Annotated in this window: 15 protein-coding genes; 7 read left to right on the forward strand and 8 right to left on the reverse strand. The window is 39.9% G+C overall.

Going from position 1 to position 17,628, the window contains the following annotated elements; translation table 11 throughout:
• Positions 1-15: 15 nt before the first annotated feature.
• From FTU16_RS06915 to FTU16_RS06925, 3 genes are all read right to left on the reverse strand, one after another.
• Positions 16-2,475 carry a DNA internalization-related competence protein ComEC/Rec2 gene (locus tag FTU16_RS06915; RefSeq protein WP_180162974.1) on the reverse strand — a complete coding sequence of 820 codons (2,460 nt, stop codon included), beginning with the start codon at positions 2,473-2,475 and terminating at the stop codon, positions 16-18.
• A gap of 106 nt (positions 2,476-2,581) precedes the next feature.
• A complete protein-coding gene (gene lolD, locus FTU16_RS06920; RefSeq protein ID WP_111883937.1) occupies positions 2,582-3,265 on the reverse strand; it encodes a lipoprotein-releasing ABC transporter ATP-binding protein LolD in 684 nt (227 codons plus the stop codon).
• Positions 3,258-4,493, reverse strand: a complete 1,236-nt coding sequence (locus FTU16_RS06925) for a lipoprotein-releasing ABC transporter permease subunit (protein WP_078190389.1) — start codon at positions 4,491-4,493, stop codon at positions 3,258-3,260. Before FTU16_RS06925 ends, lolD begins: the two co-directional genes overlap by 8 nt.
• Positions 4,494-4,521: 28 nt before the next feature.
• On the opposite strand from FTU16_RS06925, the gene FTU16_RS06930 reads away from it, so the two are divergent.
• Positions 4,522-5,091 (forward strand): PilZ domain-containing protein, encoded by a 570-nt coding sequence (locus FTU16_RS06930; protein ID WP_078192054.1) that lies wholly within the window; start codon positions 4,522-4,524, stop codon positions 5,089-5,091.
• A gap of 7 nt (positions 5,092-5,098) precedes the next feature.
• Here the strand turns inward: FTU16_RS06930 and FTU16_RS06935 are convergent, their stop codons facing one another.
• A complete protein-coding gene (locus FTU16_RS06935; protein ID WP_168378072.1) occupies positions 5,099-6,004 on the reverse strand; it encodes a DMT family transporter in 906 nt (301 codons plus the stop codon).
• Between the two features lie 5 nt (positions 6,005-6,009).
• Positions 6,010-6,531, reverse strand: a complete 522-nt coding sequence (locus FTU16_RS06940; protein ID WP_180162975.1) for a YaiI/YqxD family protein — start codon at positions 6,529-6,531, stop codon at positions 6,010-6,012.
• A 233-nt stretch (positions 6,532-6,764) separates the two neighbouring features.
• On the opposite strand from FTU16_RS06940, the gene FTU16_RS06945 reads away from it, so the two are divergent.
• Positions 6,765-7,697: a hypothetical protein gene (locus FTU16_RS06945; protein ID WP_180162976.1), complete on the forward strand. Its 933-nt coding sequence runs from the start codon at positions 6,765-6,767 to the stop codon at positions 7,695-7,697.
• 607 nt (positions 7,698-8,304) lie between these two features.
• Here the strand turns inward: FTU16_RS06945 and serC are convergent.
• Positions 8,305-9,384, reverse strand: coding sequence for a 3-phosphoserine/phosphohydroxythreonine transaminase (serC, locus tag FTU16_RS06950; RefSeq protein WP_078190394.1), 1,080 nt, complete (start codon positions 9,382-9,384; stop codon positions 8,305-8,307).
• A 347-nt stretch (positions 9,385-9,731) separates the two neighbouring features.
• Here serC and FTU16_RS06955 point away from each other — a divergent pair, with 347 nt between their 5' ends.
• From FTU16_RS06955 to FTU16_RS06970, 4 genes are read left to right on the forward strand one after another with little or no spacing between them, the layout of a single operon-like run.
• Positions 9,732-11,219 carry a TolC family protein gene (locus FTU16_RS06955; RefSeq protein ID WP_180162977.1) on the forward strand — a complete coding sequence of 496 codons (1,488 nt, stop codon included), beginning with the start codon at positions 9,732-9,734 and terminating at the stop codon, positions 11,217-11,219.
• 21 nt (positions 11,220-11,240) lie between these two features.
• The gene (locus FTU16_RS06960) at positions 11,241-12,404 is read left to right on the forward strand and encodes an HlyD family secretion protein (RefSeq protein WP_180026824.1); all 1,164 of its coding nucleotides are present in this window, start codon (positions 11,241-11,243) and stop codon (positions 12,402-12,404) included.
• Positions 12,404-13,534, forward strand: coding sequence for an ABC transporter permease (locus FTU16_RS06965; RefSeq protein WP_180162978.1), 1,131 nt, complete (start codon positions 12,404-12,406; stop codon positions 13,532-13,534). Before FTU16_RS06960 ends, FTU16_RS06965 begins: the two co-directional genes overlap by 1 nt.
• Complete coding sequence (locus FTU16_RS06970) at positions 13,531-14,649, forward strand: ABC transporter permease (RefSeq protein ID WP_180162979.1); 1,119 nt, start codon at positions 13,531-13,533, stop codon at positions 14,647-14,649. The genes FTU16_RS06965 and FTU16_RS06970 overlap by 4 nt, the downstream gene beginning before the upstream one ends.
• 119 nt (positions 14,650-14,768) lie before the next feature.
• On the opposite strand, the gene FTU16_RS06975 is transcribed toward FTU16_RS06970, so the two are convergent.
• The gene (locus tag FTU16_RS06975; protein WP_180039639.1) at positions 14,769-15,317 is read right to left on the reverse strand and encodes a hypothetical protein; all 549 of its coding nucleotides are present in this window, start codon (positions 15,315-15,317) and stop codon (positions 14,769-14,771) included.
• Positions 15,318-15,776: 459 nt separating this feature from the next.
• On the opposite strand from FTU16_RS06975, the gene gltP reads away from it, so the two are divergent.
• Complete coding sequence (gltP, locus tag FTU16_RS06980; protein ID WP_078190399.1) at positions 15,777-17,072, forward strand: glutamate/aspartate:proton symporter GltP; 1,296 nt, start codon at positions 15,777-15,779, stop codon at positions 17,070-17,072.
• 65 nt (positions 17,073-17,137) lie between these two features.
• Here the strand turns inward: gltP and FTU16_RS06985 are convergent, their stop codons facing one another.
• Positions 17,138-17,581 (reverse strand): DUF3887 domain-containing protein, encoded by a 444-nt coding sequence (locus FTU16_RS06985; RefSeq protein ID WP_180056057.1) that lies wholly within the window; start codon positions 17,579-17,581, stop codon positions 17,138-17,140.
• Positions 17,582-17,628: the final 47 nt, after the last annotated feature.

The following is a 17,628-nucleotide window of genomic DNA, read 5'->3' on the forward strand; positions in this document are numbered from 1 at the left end:
ACTTGAAGCAGTTTTCTATTCAGATTCTTTAGATAGCCTGCGATATAGATCGAGCCATTTATACTTTGTACGCTCTTCAATTAGTTCAATTTGTTGTTTATTTTGCTTGAAATGAATACTTCCACTTTGTGCAGTTTGCAAGAGTGGAATGTCTAATTGTTTGAGACGTGTTTGGGTCATCTTTGCAGGATGTCCATAACGATTAAAGCGACCTGCGGAAGCAATCGCCAACTTGGGCTTAAAATGGTTTAAAAACGCATAGGATGAACTGTGCCGACTACCATGGTGTCCAAGCACCAAGACATCGACTTTTAGGTCTGGATAATCACTTAATATTTGATATTCAGTCTCCCAACCCGCATCCCCCATCAATAGAAAATGTCTTGGTCCATTGACGCCTTTGACCGTCACATACAGTACACAAGAGCGTTCATTGGCATTCCATTGGGCATTTGTCAGATCTTCAGGCTTTGGCGAGAGTATTTCAAAATAGACTTGCTGATCCCAATTCCACTGCTGACCACGCTGACATAAACGCTGTGGAACTTGGTTCGTGGTTTGTACTCGCTCATTACTTGAAAGCTGCCTGATATCAAGCTGTTGCTCCAATGAGAAAAAACCACCGCTATGGTCTTGATCTAAATGAGTCAATAACACCCGATCTAGTCGATGGACACCATTCACACTCAAAAATGGCCGGATGATATTTTGCCCGACACTAAATTGACTTTCATCATAGTTTCCACCGAAGTCTACCATCATATGATGATCTACAGAACGGATATAGATCGCCTGCCCTTGCCCCACATCTAAAATTGAAAGTTGAAAGTTTGCTGAATTTCTCCATGGGATAAACAGAGCAAAAAAGGCAATGACCGCCCAATATTTTGGCAAGATACCTTCAGGTAAAAATAAGATTACTACAACGAGTATCAACAGTATGATTTGAGTTGACGTCAATGCGACATCGTGCATTTTTGGTTCAAAGAGTCGATCTAAGCCATAGAGAAACACATGCAATATTTCCAAACACAGATCATTGAATAAAAAAACCAAATGCGCCAAAGGTGTAGAAATATAAGAAAGTGCCCCTCCGATGATATCTAAAGGAACCACCACAGTCCCTAACCACGGGATGGCAAATAAATTACTTAGTGGGCTAATCCAAGTCACTTGCTTGAAAAAAATCACCATCAATGGAAATAAAGCGACAAAGATTTTCCATTGTGATTCCACCATCAACCACATTGAATGCTTTAACTTTTGCCAAAAACTGGCGTCCGTTTGAGCCAGTAAATGCTTCCTTAAGGTTTGATAAATCCGCAGTAAAATAAAGCATGCGCCATAAGACAACCAAAATGCTGCGGATAAAATACTAAAGGGGTCCACTAGCAATAAAATAGCGGCACTAAAAATCAGCAGTTGAAAAGGCTGAATGGTTTGCCGTAACAAAAGCATGCTACTTGCAACTAGGCAGATCGTCAGCGTTCTCAGTGCAGGTATTTCAAAGCCAGTAAATGCGCAATATAGAAGGACACAGAAGATAAAGGGCACGACCAATACATATTGTTTAGGCCATTTGAGATAGATTTTGGGACAATATTTACGGATACCCAACTGCATCGCCCAACAGAGCATGCTAGCAAAAACCAGTACATGCGGACCAGAGATCGCCAGTAAATGACTCATCCCAAAGCGTTGAAATAACTCACTGGTGCCTTCAGTGAGTAAACTTTTATCACCTGTAAGCAGCGCTAACAGCAAGCCATGATTCTGCAGCGGTTGTTGGTATATAAACGCTCTTAAATATAAACGTTGTTGTTCGACTTTTATTTTGAACTGGTGTAGCACACCTTGATGTCGTTGATACTGCTGCCCATAGCCCATAGCAACCATATGTCGAGATGGTATAAGTTCGACCGACTTCACCTTTAAACTGGCATGTATATTTTGCTGTATGCTCCACCTTTCTTGGTCAAATGCACCTTCGGTCACATAGCTTTGGGTAGGTCGTAATTCACCATACATACGATAGTATTGTCCAGGGACCAACTGAATCGTCTGTTCATTATTTTGCAAAATTGACTTGGGTAAATACGCCATAAAATATTGAATCTGCTGATTCAGATTGAGCACTTCAATTTTTTGCTGAATTGCTTGGTCTTTGAGTTGGCTGATCTGTGGAATATACGCAATAAACTCGCCTTGTCTGCTCTGATGTTCAACCAATGCCAAACGCTGATCGAGTTGAGTATTGGCGAAACTAAAACCGAGAATTGAACCTATGCAAAGATTTGTACTGAGCTGTAAGATTTTCGAAAAGATACTTTTTAGTTTTGGTGAAATGTAGAGCTGTAGCACTAGCCAAATCAGGACAATAAAAAGCAACTGAGCTGTCGAGAGTTGTGGATTCCAAAACATGAACCCCATAAAAGAAATACCTAAAATCCAGCCAATACAAAAAATTTGTAACATGAGTCTTCATTATTTTTATTATGTGCTGGCAATAATAAAGCCCACCGAGGTGAGCTTCAATCAAACAATCTTAATCCACTAATTTTTTACAAAATCAATTTAGCGCTTAGTCATCTACCCATAAACCATCTTGCATATGCAAAATCGCATCAGCAGATTGAGCTAAATATTCATCATGGGTCACGATTAACATGGCCATGTTAAATTCTTTACGCAACTCAGATAGCAACTCAAAAATCTTTACTGCGGTTTTGCGGTCTAAGTTCCCTGTTGGCTCATCAGCCATCATCAACTTAGGTTTTGCTACCAATGCACGAGCCAAAGCCACACGTTGACGTTCACCGCCTGAAAGCTCACCCGGTTTGTGCGTCATACGATGCGAAAGTCCAACACGTTCCAACAGGTATTCAGCTTGCTGCTTGACTTCTTTGAAATTACTCGACTTACGTAACATTAATGGCATCGCCACATTTTCAAACGCGGTAAATTCAGGCAACAAGTGATGGAATTGGTACACAAAACCCAAATGCTCATTACGGATATATCCACGCTCTGCTTCACCTAAAGTGTCAAAGCGTTGACCATTAATCAACACTTGACCCGATGTTGGACGATCCAAGCCACCCAATACATGCAACAACGTACTTTTACCAGAGCCACTTGACCCCACAATCGAAACAAACTCACCCGCTTTAACTTGTAATGAAAGTCCACGAATCACATCGACTGTAGACTTCCCATCGGTAAAAGATTTGGTAATGTTTTGGGCATCTAAAACTAAATTACTCATAGCGTAGTGCCTCTGCAGGTTGAACTTTAGCTGCACGTAAAGCTGGATAAATAGTCGCGATAAAGCTAAGACCCAATGATAAGGACACAATCACCACAACATCTTGCCATCTTAAATAAGACGGTAAATAGTTGATGAAGTAAGCATCAAACATATTTAAGCCCAGTGTAGTATTTAACCAACCAACTAAATTACTAATACTGGATGCAGCGATAATTCCTAAGATCGCCCCAGACACCGTACCAATCACCCCAATCACTGTACCTTGCACCATGAAGATCCGCGTAATTGTAGCTGGTGAAGCGCCTAGAGTACGCAAAATTGCAATATCAGATTTTTTATCAGTGACCACCATCACCAATGAAGACACGATATTAAATGCTGCAACCAATACGATCAGGAACAGCAATAAACTTACCATTGCCTTTTCCATTTGAATCGCACTAAATAGGTTGCCGTGTGTATAAGTCCAATCTGAAGCATAGAAGTTTGCTGGTAGATCACGCACAATTTCTTGAGAGACTTGTGGTGCTGCAAAAATATCATCCAACTTCATACGGATGCCTTGTGCACCATCTGGCAGTCTTAATAAAGTCGACGCATCGTTCAGGGCCACATAGCCCATCATCGAATCAACTTCCGCACCAATACTGAAAATACCCACAATTTTAAATCGTTTAAAACGCGGAACAACGCCAGCCGGCGAAGGAGTTGCTTCAGGAAGCACTAAGGTCACACTGTCATTCAAGCCTAAACCTAAGGCATCTGTCATTTGCTTGCCAAGGACAATACCAAACTCACCTTTTTTCAGGTTATCGATACTGCCTTCCACCATATGGTCTTGGATAATTGATACCTTTTTTTCATACTGCGGTTCAATCCCACTGACCATAATGCCAGACACTTGACCTTGTGCCGTCAACATTCCCTGTAATTGGGTGAATGGTGCGACCCCTTGAACATGCTCATGCTGCTCAATTTTTTTTGCAAGTTCAGGCCAATTTGTTAAAATTTGTGTTGAAGAAACAGTGGCTTGAGGTATCATTCCTAAGACACGAGTTTTCAGCTCACGATCGAAACCATTCATCACAGATAAAACTGTAATAAGGACTGCCACACCAAGCGTGAGGCCGATCATGGATACCAGAGCAATAAAAGAAATAAAGTGGTTACTGCGCCGAGCGCGAGTGTATCTCAACCCTATATACAGCGAGATTGGTTTAAACATAACCATCTAGTCCGAGGTAATATATATTATGGAAAATTTACAGCATCAAAGCGTTCAAACTGAACGCCGTGTAATGTCGCGTATCGATGCTGCTTTGCGCATCAACTATCAGATTATCTCTGATGATGTTGCACTGAATGATCCTTACGATCCTAATTTTGTATTGCCGCGCTATTTTCTACTACTTGCTGAATTAGATCAATTTGATCATGCACTCAACTACGAATTAGAACAATTAGCTGAGAAAGATCAACAAATTGCTCGAATCTTATCCTTATTTAACCAAAAGTTAAACCTTATTACGGGTTCTTTATACGACGCAATTGTACAAAGCATGTTACCAGTGCCTGAGCATGTGAATTTCTCAGAGACTGGTTTGAGCTTTTTTAGCGAACGCGCGATTAAAGAAGGTACTTATATCCATGTGACCTTAAGCCACCCTGAAAATTTCTTCCATATTGCGGCAACAGCACAAGTGGTTTATAGCCGTGAAGAAGAAAGCAACTTATATCGTACGGGTGCCTATTTTATCACGCTGCTCCCTCAAGACCGCGTCAAACTTGCAGAGTGTATCGCACTGACCCAAAACAAAGAGTGATTTTTAATCAATGTTTTAATTTGTGGGCGAGCTCTCTGTTCGCCCGAAAATCTTTATAAAAATAAACAAACAAGCCTGATAATAGAATCACAGCACCAAGTAAAACCATCAATGATAATTTTTCATCATTCAGTAAAGCACCAAAGAGCATAGCAAGCATGGGTGTGAGTACCGTTGTTAAAGACAAAGTTGTCGCCTTGATGTTTTGTACCAGTTTGAAATAACAAAACATTGCAATCAATGAAGCCATAATCACTGCATAAAATAAGCCAATGAGCGCTTTAGTTGAAGGCATCTGTGTCGGTGCATACTGCCAAATAAACGGTAGCATCGCGGCAGAAAATAGTGCTGAGATAAGAATCGAACCTGTGGCTTGAGACATGGGCTGCAAAGGTGCATTGACTTTTTTCACCCAAAAAATCGACATACAGTAGACGAACACGCTCATTAACATTAAGACGATACCAACAGGCTGTACGTGCTGATCACTGCCGCCTAAGCAAATAATGGCTAAACCACAAACGGCAATCAACATCCCAATCCATTGCAAGCGATGCAGATAGGTATGAAAGAAGAAACGACCGATCAGACCCGTCATAATTGGTGCCAAACCAAACATCAGGGCAATAATGCCTGAGCTGAGATAGGCCGTTGCCATATAGGTAAAAATCTGAGAACCAATAAAACTAAATGCCCCCGCCAAATAACTGTGCAGCGAGGTTTTATCCATCGGCAGTTTATGTTTAAAAATAAACAATAATGCGACAGCCAAGGGTAATGCGATAAAAAAGCGTAATGTCAGTGCCCAAAACGCATTGATATCACTGACACTCCAAACGATGGCAAGTGGCGTGGTCGACCAAATGAATACCAACAACGCATAGGTCGTCGCTAGATTTGTTTTAGATGGCATGGTTTTTACTTCTGCGCCGTTTTACGTTTTTGATTTTGAATGGTTTGATCTAAGCTGCTGGAAAATTCACGCTTATCTCGTTCAGTAATAGGGGCTGGACCACCGGTTTGCACACCTGCACCCCGTAAAGTATCCATAAAGTCGCGTAAGTGTAGACGTGCTTTGACATTTGTTGTGGTATAAATCTCACCGCGTGGATGTATCGCTATACCGCCCCGTTCAATCACTTCAGCAGCAAGTGGAATATCCTGTGTCATCACGATGTCGTGCTCTTTCATGCGCTGAATAATTTCTTTATCCGCGGCATCCGCCCCGCTCATGACTTGAATCGAGTTAATCCGCACCGAAGGTGTTATCCCAACATTTTGATTGGCGACAAAAGTGACTTCTAACTGGTAACGATCAGAAGCCCGAATAATTACATCACGTAAAATGCGTGGTAACGCATCTGCATCCACCCATAATTTAAATGGCAGCACTGATTTTCCATTCACTTTTAAACATGACTCATAGTAACAAATCCACATGACAATTTGGGGATCTGTATCCGCTGAATGGATCTACATTTCTCTAATCATGAGAATCAAAAAGCTGCAAAATGACTCCTACTTGGACTTATTTTCCAATGCTTTTACATTTAAATCCTACTGAAAACATTTTTTATGCATGATTTCATGATAAATATGACGTCGGTGACTTGAAAATTTCAAATAACCCTCGATTTATTAATTATGAAACCAACCCAATATCAATTGTGCATATGAAAAAACAAAATAGCCCTGAAATTATCACTATTGAAGATCAAACTTTTGGTAGTCATGTTGAACATTGGAATTTGCTCACCGGCAACCCGACAACTGATGTACCAGTTTGGCTGGGTCAGGCATTGGATGCACCCATTATGCCAATGGGCTTATGCGCACAAGAATCTGATATGGATCAAAATACCTGGCTGATTCAAGGTCCATCACAAGCGTCGATTCAACTGTGCCAAGTGATTGCGGTAGAAAATAATAAACCTAAAGCCGTTAAAACTGCATTTCCAAGTTTTGATAGCCCATATAAAACCAAAGCCACCATTGAACGTATTATTACCTGTAAATCCAATACACAAGCAGTGCTTTGCCTCGACTTAGGCGCAAATACCAGTGTGTATGCTTTTGATAGTTTATATAGCGTCAATCACGACCAATATGAAAAAGATGCAAGCTACAGTGTGCAACTCAATGCTTGGGCTTATGAACTCGAAGCTGTCGCAGAACATGAACAGCTTGTCGTTGACGATCCTGCATCGATTAAACATCATCGTGCTTTAAACGATATCTTGGCAGCAAATAATGGTGTTGCCCCTGCAGACTTACACGAACAAATTAAAGCATGGCAACCAAAGTCTGAAGATGACAAAGCACCAGTCACAGTCGATTTTTCTAAAATGGTTGCATACCTATATGGTGAAAATCTTGGACAAGAAGATGAAGCATGGTTCCAAGGGCATATAGTTGGCAAAACCGCCATGCAATTTAAAGAGCAAGACTATACGCTGTATGATGTGACCTTAATCCACGAAGAAAACCAAGAAGCGGTGATTGTTCGTGTTGCAACACGAAATCCGGCGCATAAAGATTTCAATGTTGGGCAATATATTCGTGGCAACCTGTGGATACAAGCCAATATTTACGCGAAATCTGCCTAATTTGAATTCAAAAACCCTATTTCAAATAAAAAAAACCGCCTCAGTGCGGTTTTTTTATTTCTCGCTAATCATGTGTATTCGCTGAATATTTAAATGATTGATTATTTCTTATCCACAAGCCAGTCAATATATTCTATTTTTAAATTCAAATTAAAATAACTTATCCACAATATTAAATTCAAAATAATGCTGCTAAATAAATCCATCTGCAAAGGATAAAATATAAAAATCTAATATAAATAAATAAGATAGGAAATTTATGAAACTAAATTTAACAATTCAATTGCTCATTTTTAAATAAACTAAATAGTTTAGTAAGTTTATGGCAGATAGTACTTTATTTAATCAAATAATTATGTTAAAAATGCGTTTAAGAAATAGTAATTAACGATAAATAGATCGGAAAGAATATCTATGAAAGTCGTGCAAGAAGAAAACTTATCGCAAGTTGACCATCACATGGAATCTCGATATCAAATCGAGCCAATGTCCTGCTTATTTTTTATGTTAGGTATGCTGATTTGTGCATACGTGTTACATACTTTTATTTTTTAATCTATTCAATAAAAAAAACCGGCAAATGCCGGTTTTTTTTATGCCTTTAGGATTATGCGTTGCGTTTTGCAAAGTCATCCATAAAGTTAACGAGTGCTTGAACGCCTTCTAGCGGAACAGCATTATAAATACTTGCACGCATACCACCCACTGAACGGTGACCAGCTAAATTCAGTAAATGGTTTTCTTCAGCTTCTTTCAAGAATTGTTTTTCCAATTCTGGATTCGCCAAAGTAAATGGTACGTTCATGATTGAACGGAATTCTTTTGCAATTGGATTTGCATAAAAATCGCTTGAATCGATATAACCATAAAGCAATTCAGCTTTTGCCATATTCGCTTTATAAATTGCGTCTACACCGCCCTGCTCAAGTAACCATTCAAAAACGAGGCCAGATAAGTACCATGCATAAGTTGATGGTGTATTCACCATTGAACCATTTTTCGCTTGAGCTGAATATTTCAAGATACTTGGAATATCTGCTTTCGCTTGATCCAATAAATCATCACGAATAATCACTAAAGTTAAACCAGCCGGACCAATATTTTTCTGAGCGCCTGCATAGATTAAACCGAACTTAGAGACGTCTAATGGTGCAGATAAAATGCTTGATGAAAAATCGGCAACCAATGGCTTGTCTGTTTCAGGAATGTTGGCAAACTGAAGACCACCAATGGTTTCATTATCTGCATAATGCACATAAGCCGCATCATCAGATAAGTTCCAGGTGCTTTGATCAGTAATCGCAAGTTTACCGTCAATGCTCGTACCCGCTTCAACGACATTAATGTCGCCATAACGCTGTGCTTCTTTCAACGCTTTTTCAGACCAAATACCAGTGTGGATATAGTCTGCTTTGCTGTTTTTACCCAATAGGTTTAATGGGATCGCAGAGAATTGCAGTGATGCGCCACCTTGAAGGAATAACACTTTATAGTTGTCTGGAATATTCATCAGCTTACGAAGATCAGCTTCTGCTTTCTCTGCCACAGCGACATAGTCTTTACTACGGTGGCTCATTTCCATGATCGAAAGGCCTTTGCCTTGCCAGTCAAGCATTTCAGCTTGAGCTTTTTCTAAAACGGCAGTGGGTAATGCAGCAGGACCAGCACAGAAGTTGTACGCGCGCATGAGTTTTCCTTTCAAAGTGAAACACAATAAAATGATGGCATTTAACCATATCTGACGCGTGCTTGCAGTAGTTAAAGCTGAAAATATTCCAATGCTGTCTGACATTTGAAGTCAAATTTTCAATAAAGATCAAAATTAATTCTTCTTAATTCAAATTATTAGATTTACTGATATTTTTTATCCCTTGAATTGATGCTAATTTAAGGTCTTGATGTGCGAAAATGACGTGCGCTACAAAGATAAAATTTATTTACATATGTATATGAAACAATACAACAACTTAGTGAATTTACCCAACTTCATCACAATGACTATAATGAACCCATCCTAGCTGTGAGTGTGTTTTTATGCCTCTACCTCGAACAGATTATTCTATAAAAATTAAACATACATTTCGTTCAGGATTGCTGCTTGGCCTTGGTTGTTTGAGTGTTTTTTTTAGCCCGACAGTACTTGCGCAAAGTATCAGTTATAGCCAAGCAGAACAAAGTCTACTCACTAGTTCTTTTAGCACTCAGGCCAACCAAGCGCTACAACAATCTGCCGAACTTCAAGCTCAGGCCATTAAAGGCCTTGGTTTACCTCGTGTGGATTTAAACGTCCGTGCCTATACCTTTCATAATGAACTCGATATTCCTCTTGGCGCCTTAAAAAACAACTTAGAACAAACGCTGAGTAATGGCATTAATAATAAAATTGATGAAAGCTTACCGAGTGATTTGGCAGACCCATTAAAAGACAGTCTGCAACAGCCAATCCGTGATGGTGTCGGATTAATTCCAGATTCTTCCCAAGTGGTCTTAGATGATCAAGTGATCCGCCCTACCGTTTCCGTAATGATGCCGCTGTATACCGGTGGGTTAACGTCTAGCGCCAAGGAAATTGCCAATATCCAAGCCAAACGCAGCGCGATAAGCAGTGAACAACAACAAGATGTGCAACGTTTTGAATTAATCCAAGCCTACTTCAATGCTCAATTACAAAAAAAATTAGTCGAAAGCAGCCGCTTCAATTTAAATGCGATGCAACAACACTATGCCAATGCGCTCAAAATGGAACAACAGGGTTTTATTAGCAAAGGCCAGCGTATGCAATTTGAAGTGGCGAAGAATAATGCACTCAGAACTTTTCAAAATACTGAAGCGAATCTTCGCTCTAGCTTATTTAAGTTAAACAACTTAATGCAAAGCAGCCAAATTACTGATCTTTCAACGCCATTATTTATTAATCAGCAACACAATCAAAATATAACGGCCTTACTAAAAAGTTATCAGGATCAGTCTAGTTTGGTGCGTAAAATGCAATTGGACAGTCAATTGGCTGGTGCCAATGTGAAAGCCCAAAGCGCAGCAAAAAAACCCAACGTCTTTGCCTTTGGTGAATATAGTCTTGACGATAAACAAAACTGGATCGTTGGTGTTGCCGCTCGCTACAACTTATTTTCAGGTATTGATAAAAACAAATCCGTACAAGCTGCTGAACTTCAACGCTATGCATCTGAGTTAATGACTGAGCGTACCAAACAAGAAATTGAAAGCCTGATTTATAGCTCATTTAATGAAGTCACCAGCGCTCAACAAAGTCACCTGTTGTTGCAGCAAAACCTAAAAGCTGCTCAAGAAAATTTAAGAATTCAACAGCTTTCATTTAAAGAAGATATGGGTACGGCCACACAAGTCATTGATGCACAAAATGCATTGAACGGGCTACAAAGTGAAATGGCGCTTAATGCCTATAAATACGTGATGTCACTCGCAACACTGCTACAAAGTCACGGGAGCATTGACCAGTTCCAAAGCTATATCAATCAATCACACACCGACTATATTCGCTAAGCTTAGCCGAGGGGAAACCATATGAATCAGGAACCGACTGATCACCAAGAAGATGCCTCCGCGAAAGCTGAAACATCCCAATCCAATGTCTCGACTTCAGACGTTTCACCTACAGCAAATACTGCTGAGGATACTCAAGAAAAAGTGGCTATCAATACAGATGCAGAGACGAAAAATAGCTCTGTGCAAAGTCGCAATAAATCTGCTTTGATCAAGTTCGGGATTGGCATTGTCTTGGTTCTGCTTTTGGCATTGATTGTATTTGGCTTATGGAAAAGTTATCAGCCCAAGCAGGTTGAATTACAAGGTCGAGTTGAGGCTGAAACCATCCACATTAGTACCAAAGTACCTAGCCGTATCGAAGAAATATATGTGCAGGACGGTGAAAAAGTACAAGCAGGTCAAGCACTGGTTCGTTTAACCAGCCCCGAAGTCGATGCAAAGAAACAACAGGCTTTAGCTGCACTTCAATCTGCGCAAGCACTGCAATCCACAGCTGAACGTGGCTCTCAACAAGAAAATATTGATAGTTTATATGCCAATTGGCAAAGTCTAAAAGCACAGCAACAATTGGCGCAAACCACCTACCAACGTGGTCAAAACCTCTATAAAGAAGGTGTGATTTCACGACAACGCCGTGATGAAATGCAAGCTGCCGCAGTGTCTGCTGCACAAATGACAGAAGCGTCTTATCAACAATATGCGCGTGCAAAACGTGGCAGTACACCGCAACAACAAAGCTCGGCAGATGCCCAAGTCAAGATTGCGCAAGCCGCGTTGGCCGAAGCAAATGCACTTGAGGCTGAAACCAAATTGTTTGCACCGTCCAATGGCACCATTTCAAAAACCTATGGCAAAGTTTCAGAATTAGTTGCGATGGGTGTGCCCGTTGTAAGCCTGATTCAAGATGATAGCTTATGGATTAGCTTAAATGTCCGTGAAGACCAGTATGCTCAAGTGTATCAACTCAAGACCATGCAAGGATTTATACCGGCACTGAACAAATCTGCCGATTTTAAAATTGATCACATCGAAGCCGAAGGTGAATTTGCAACGATTAAAACCACGCGGCAAACGGGCGGCTATGATATTCGTAGTTTTAAAGTCCAACTGAAACCCGCTCAGCCGATTGCTGACTTAAAAGTGGGTATGAGCGTTTTGTTTAAAATTGAAGAGCGTAAATAATGTTTAGGGGCATTCTGCGTGAGTTTCGCTATTTGATGCAGCATAAATGGGACTTGTGTATGGTCACACTTGCCCCTGCCCTTGTGATTTTGCTCTTTACCAATATGTTTGCTCAAGGCAAACCAGATCATTTACCCATTGCGATCATAGACCAAGATCAAAGCAGTTTAAGCCGTAACATTACTCATTTTGCGCAGCTGAACCATACCTTAAAAGTAGCCACCATTACACCCAGTATGGATGATGCTGAAAAGCTTTTAAATCAGACTCAAATTTGGGGCTATATTCATATTCCTGCTGGTGCAGAGCAACGACTGGTTCAAGCAAAAGATGCAGAAGTCAGCATTGCCTATAACCAAAGCTATTTTAGTGTCGGCAATAGTATTTCATCAGCCATGCTGCTAAGTACATTGCAAGCCATGGCCGATTTTAGTGGTCATCAGTATTTAGAAAATACAATTCCCTACCTCGATGCACCGACACCCAATGTCAAAATTTCACCTTTATATAATCCAGGTTTAAATTATGAGTTCTATTTAGAGCCGTACATGATTCCTGCGATTCTGCATTTATTACTGTGTTGCTGTGTCGCATTTTCAGTCGGTCAAGAAATCAAATATGACACTGTAAATCAATGGGTGAAACCGACTTCTGTCTTTCAAGCTTTAATCGCTAAAAATCTCAGTTATGTTTTCATTTTTACCGCTTGGACATGGGCATGGATGTTCTGGCTAATCGTGTTTCGAGGGTGGTTTGTTCAGGGTTCATTACTGCTCATTTTGCTCGGGCAATTGTTTTTTTATACAGCCTATGCCTTTATCAGTTCTACTGTAGTTTTGGCGACACGTGATCTCACCAAATCTTTTGGTTTTATTGCGGTATATGGTGGCTCATCACTGAGTTTTGCAGGGGTGACATTGCCGCTGAATAACGCGCCGATGTTTACAAAATTCTGGGCCAATATTATTCCCTATACGCCTTATGCCAAATTACAAACAGAACAATGGGTCATTGGTAGCCCAATCTCCATTTCAATCACACCGCTTGTCACCCTGATCATTTACTGTCTGTTCTATTTGGTTCTTGCCAGCTTATTTTTACGGAAAGTACTGAAGGAGCAAATCATATGAATAAAATCGTGTCATTTCTATCAACTTTGCTCAGACACTATATTCAAACCTTTAAAGATATTGTGAAGCACAGTTCGATTTTTACCACCTTAGTGCTTTCTGTTTTTCTTTACAGTTTTTTTTATCCCATTGCTTATCAAGCGGAACACGCAGAATCGCTCCCCATTATTGTGGTGGATGAGGAACAAAGCATACTCACCAATACGATTATTGGTGCTGTAGCCAATAGTCCCAATGTAGAAATTCGAGCTGTGACTGGTAATTTTGCTGAGGCTGAAAATATGCTCCGAAGTCAGCAAGCTGACGGAATTTTACTGCTGCCGAGTAATCTTTCAAATAGCATTCGCCGTGGTGAAACCGGTGGAATTGGTTTATATCTCAGTGCTGCAAACTTTCTAAAGACGCAAAAAATTGGCTTAGGTTTAGCCAGTTCGATGGAAAATGCCCTCGTCGAATATGCAGAAAAATTCCAGAACATATCCGATTTTAGCCCCGCTTTGTCGATCCATAAGATTCCATTATTTAATCCACTTTCAGGCTATGGCAGCTATATTTTCCCAGCGGTTGCACCCTTAATTATTCATCAGACGATTTTATTGGGTCTGTGCATGCTGATTGCGACCTATCGACAAAACACAGCATGGCGTCCGAGCTATACACAATTAGCTGGCATCTTCTTGTGTATTTTGACCATAGGAACGTTGGGATGCTTCTATTTATTTGGTTTTACCTTTTGGCTGAACGACTATCCACGGGGTGGAAATTTTTGGGGCATGTTCATTGCTGTGCCCATCTTCCTCAGTTGTATTATTGCGATGACACTCTTTCTAGCCACCTTTCTTGACCTGCCAGAACGTGCAGGACATCTCATCGTTTTTAGTTCTATTCCGCTATTTCTACTTTCGGGAACGGCATGGCCACATGCAGCTATGCCTAAATGGATGCAAATACTCGCTCAAGCATTACCTTCGACCCAAGGCATTCAAATGTTCCTTCAACTCAATCAGATGGGTGTGCCTACAGTAATCGTCATCCCAAAACTGCTTTATCTCACAAGTATTGGACTGATTTTTTTATGTCTTGCTGTCTGGCGTTTAAAGTTTGCCAAAAGATAAAACTGTTTGTGCTGTAAGACATGTCTGGTCTCAAGCGAAATGCGTTCAAACCTATTCATCATAGACTCGAACGCTTTGTATCTAATCATGTCTCAAATTTAAATTCTTGCTGTCATCTATTAGCTGTATGCATTTGGCGTGACAGTCGATGCTTCATCCACTTGAATATCAAAATCATCTGCATCTGAGGTGATCTCAGTAACCAAATCATCTGATTCTTTTTCTGCAGCGTTTTCGAGCCAGAATCCTTTCACTTTATCGTTCCCATCATGACCTGCAAAGACCACACTCATATACAGTTCTTTTTGCGGATAATCATATTTATACACAATTGTTGTGGTCTTACCTTCTCCCAGCCGAGTATTTGCCATTCGCTGAATTACTTCCGCCTCAGCACTAGGTTGACCTGCAGGAATCAGCTTTTTCATACGTGAAAACAGCTCTGGATCTGCTAGCATCGCATCACGAACATTTTCTTCAACCAATACCAAAAAGCTGTCTTGATGGGGTTGGTGTAGTGCTGCGAATAATTTTTCTGACTTGATACGCTGTGAGCTTGTCTCACTTGGTAGGCTTGATTCGAATTTTGCAATCAAGAAATCGCCGATTTTTTCACAAGCCGTTATAGGTAAGATTAAAGCGATGATGACGACTAATTTTTTCAACACCGTACAAGCCCTCTGGTTATTATTAAAATATATAAAGTTAAAATTTAGTTCGGATAATCTGTGTGATTTATAGAATTTTCACTGATTTATCTGCCTCACAAGTATAAAGCAAACTTCTATATAAAAATGAAAAATACAGGCTCACAATTAGTTTTTCGATCTTTCTAGGCAAATCAGAGATTTTGTGAAGTGTTCATTAATAACTCAATTTTATTCGTTCTATAAATTAAACTTAATAATCAAATCGCTTATACAACTAAAAATGATAATTTATCGATCAAACAGTTTGGTTTTGATCAAAATCGTTGGCTGTATTCTCATATAAACTGCAAAATATTATCGTATTTATCTCCCAAATTATTCAGAACTTTTTGTCATGGCGGATTCAGTCTGTCTGCAACATTTGTTCGTGGATGACTGTGGGCTTTTTTCTCCCAAATCTGACATAAGAGCTGATGTATGAAAAAGATTAAGGTGAGCCTTGCCTGGCAAATCGTGATTGCTCTCATTCTAGGTATACTTGTTGGTGCTTTCCTACACTATTCTCCTGAATATCGTGATGCTTTAGTTAATAACTTTTTGACGCCTTTGGGCTCAATTTTTATTAACCTTATTAAGATGATCGTTATTCCGCTTGTTGTGTCGATGCTTATTTTAGGTATTGCCAATACAAGTCACGGTAGTAACTTAGGTAAACTAGGTTTCAAAACGATTATTTATTTTGAAATCATTACCACCGTTGCTATTTTAGTCGGTTTAGTTGCAGCCAACGTATTCCAACCTGGTGCCGGCATTGATATGTCTGCATTGACGCAAGTCGATATTTCAAAGTATCAAGAAACAACACATGAAGTCAGTGAACATTCTCATGGTTTGATTCAAACAATACTTTCACTTATTCCATCTAACTTTTTTGCAGCTTTGACTAGTGGTCAAATGCTCCCAATCATCTTTTTCTCTGTGATGTTTGGTGTAGGTTTAGGTGCGCTTGATCAGGAAGTAAAACAACCTTTAATTAAAGTGTTGACCGCTGTTTCTGAAACGATGTTTAAAGTTACGCACATGATCATGATGTTTGCACCTATTGGTGTATTCGGCTTGATTGCAGCGACTGTTGCGAATTTCGGCTTCAGCTCTCTTGTGCCACTGCTTAAACTCGCAGTTTTAGTTTATGGTGCAATCTTCTTCTTTATTTTCATTGTATTAGGTGCAGTTGCTAAATTCTGTGGCTTCAGTGTTTGGGCCATTATCAAGATCTTAAAAGATGAATTGATTCTCGCGTATTCAACTGCAAGTTCTGAAACTGTCCTACCCCGTATTATGGAAAAAATGGAAGCTTATGGTGCTCCGAAACCGATTACCAGTTTCGTGATTCCAATTGGCTATTCATTTAACCTCGATGGTTCGACCCTATATCAAAGTATTGCGGCTATCTTTATTGCTCAGCTTTACGGGATCGATCTGACAATCACCCAACAAGTGATTCTGGTCCTAACCTTGATGATTACCTCTAAAGGGATTGCAGGTGTACCTGGCGTTTCTTTCGTGGTCTTGCTAGCGACTCTCGGCAGTGTCGGTATTCCACTTGAAGGTCTGGCATTCATTGCGGGTATTGACCGTATTTTAGATATGGCACGTACTGTACTAAATGTGATTGGTAACGCGCTTGCGGTACTGGTGATCAGTAAATGGGAAGGCCAATTTGATACTGAAAAACAAAAAAATTATGCTGCTAATCTAAAAGATGCCGCTTAATTTTATGTCATAAAAAAGGACGCTTCGGCGTCCTTTTTTACAGCTTTGTTTTATTTTTCCAAACTTTATTTATTTTTTTCACCAAAAACTGAAATATTAAAATCTCGAATTTTGTTACTTCCTTCGGGTTTATCAAAACTTACATCGTACTGTACAAGGTTTTTATTGGTATAACCGTACTCATAAGTGACCGTATATAAAGACGGCTTTTCAGTCGATTTTTCAATGTGCTTTGCCACTATATTTTTGCGTGAGTAATCTTGTTTCGGAATACCTCGTGCAAATTTACGCAGCTCTTTTTCATTCTGTTCAAACTTCGCTTTGAGTTCTGGTTCAAAGTAAGTGTACAGCTTTTCAAAATTGCCTTCACGTAATTGATCATAGGCAGCTTGGGCTACTTCAGTCTGTTCAACACTTGGGTCTGGTATTGCATTTAAGGCTTTTTGGCCAATTTGGTCACAGCCGCCAAGCCCAATAAGTGAAGCCATTGCAAAATATTTTAATTTCATATTGTACTCATCAATCTAAAATTATCTGTCTATAAAAAAGGACGCCG

The organism is Acinetobacter sp. YH12069, assembly GCF_013419675.1.
Classification (GTDB): Bacteria; Pseudomonadota; Gammaproteobacteria; order Pseudomonadales; family Moraxellaceae; genus Acinetobacter; species Acinetobacter amyesii.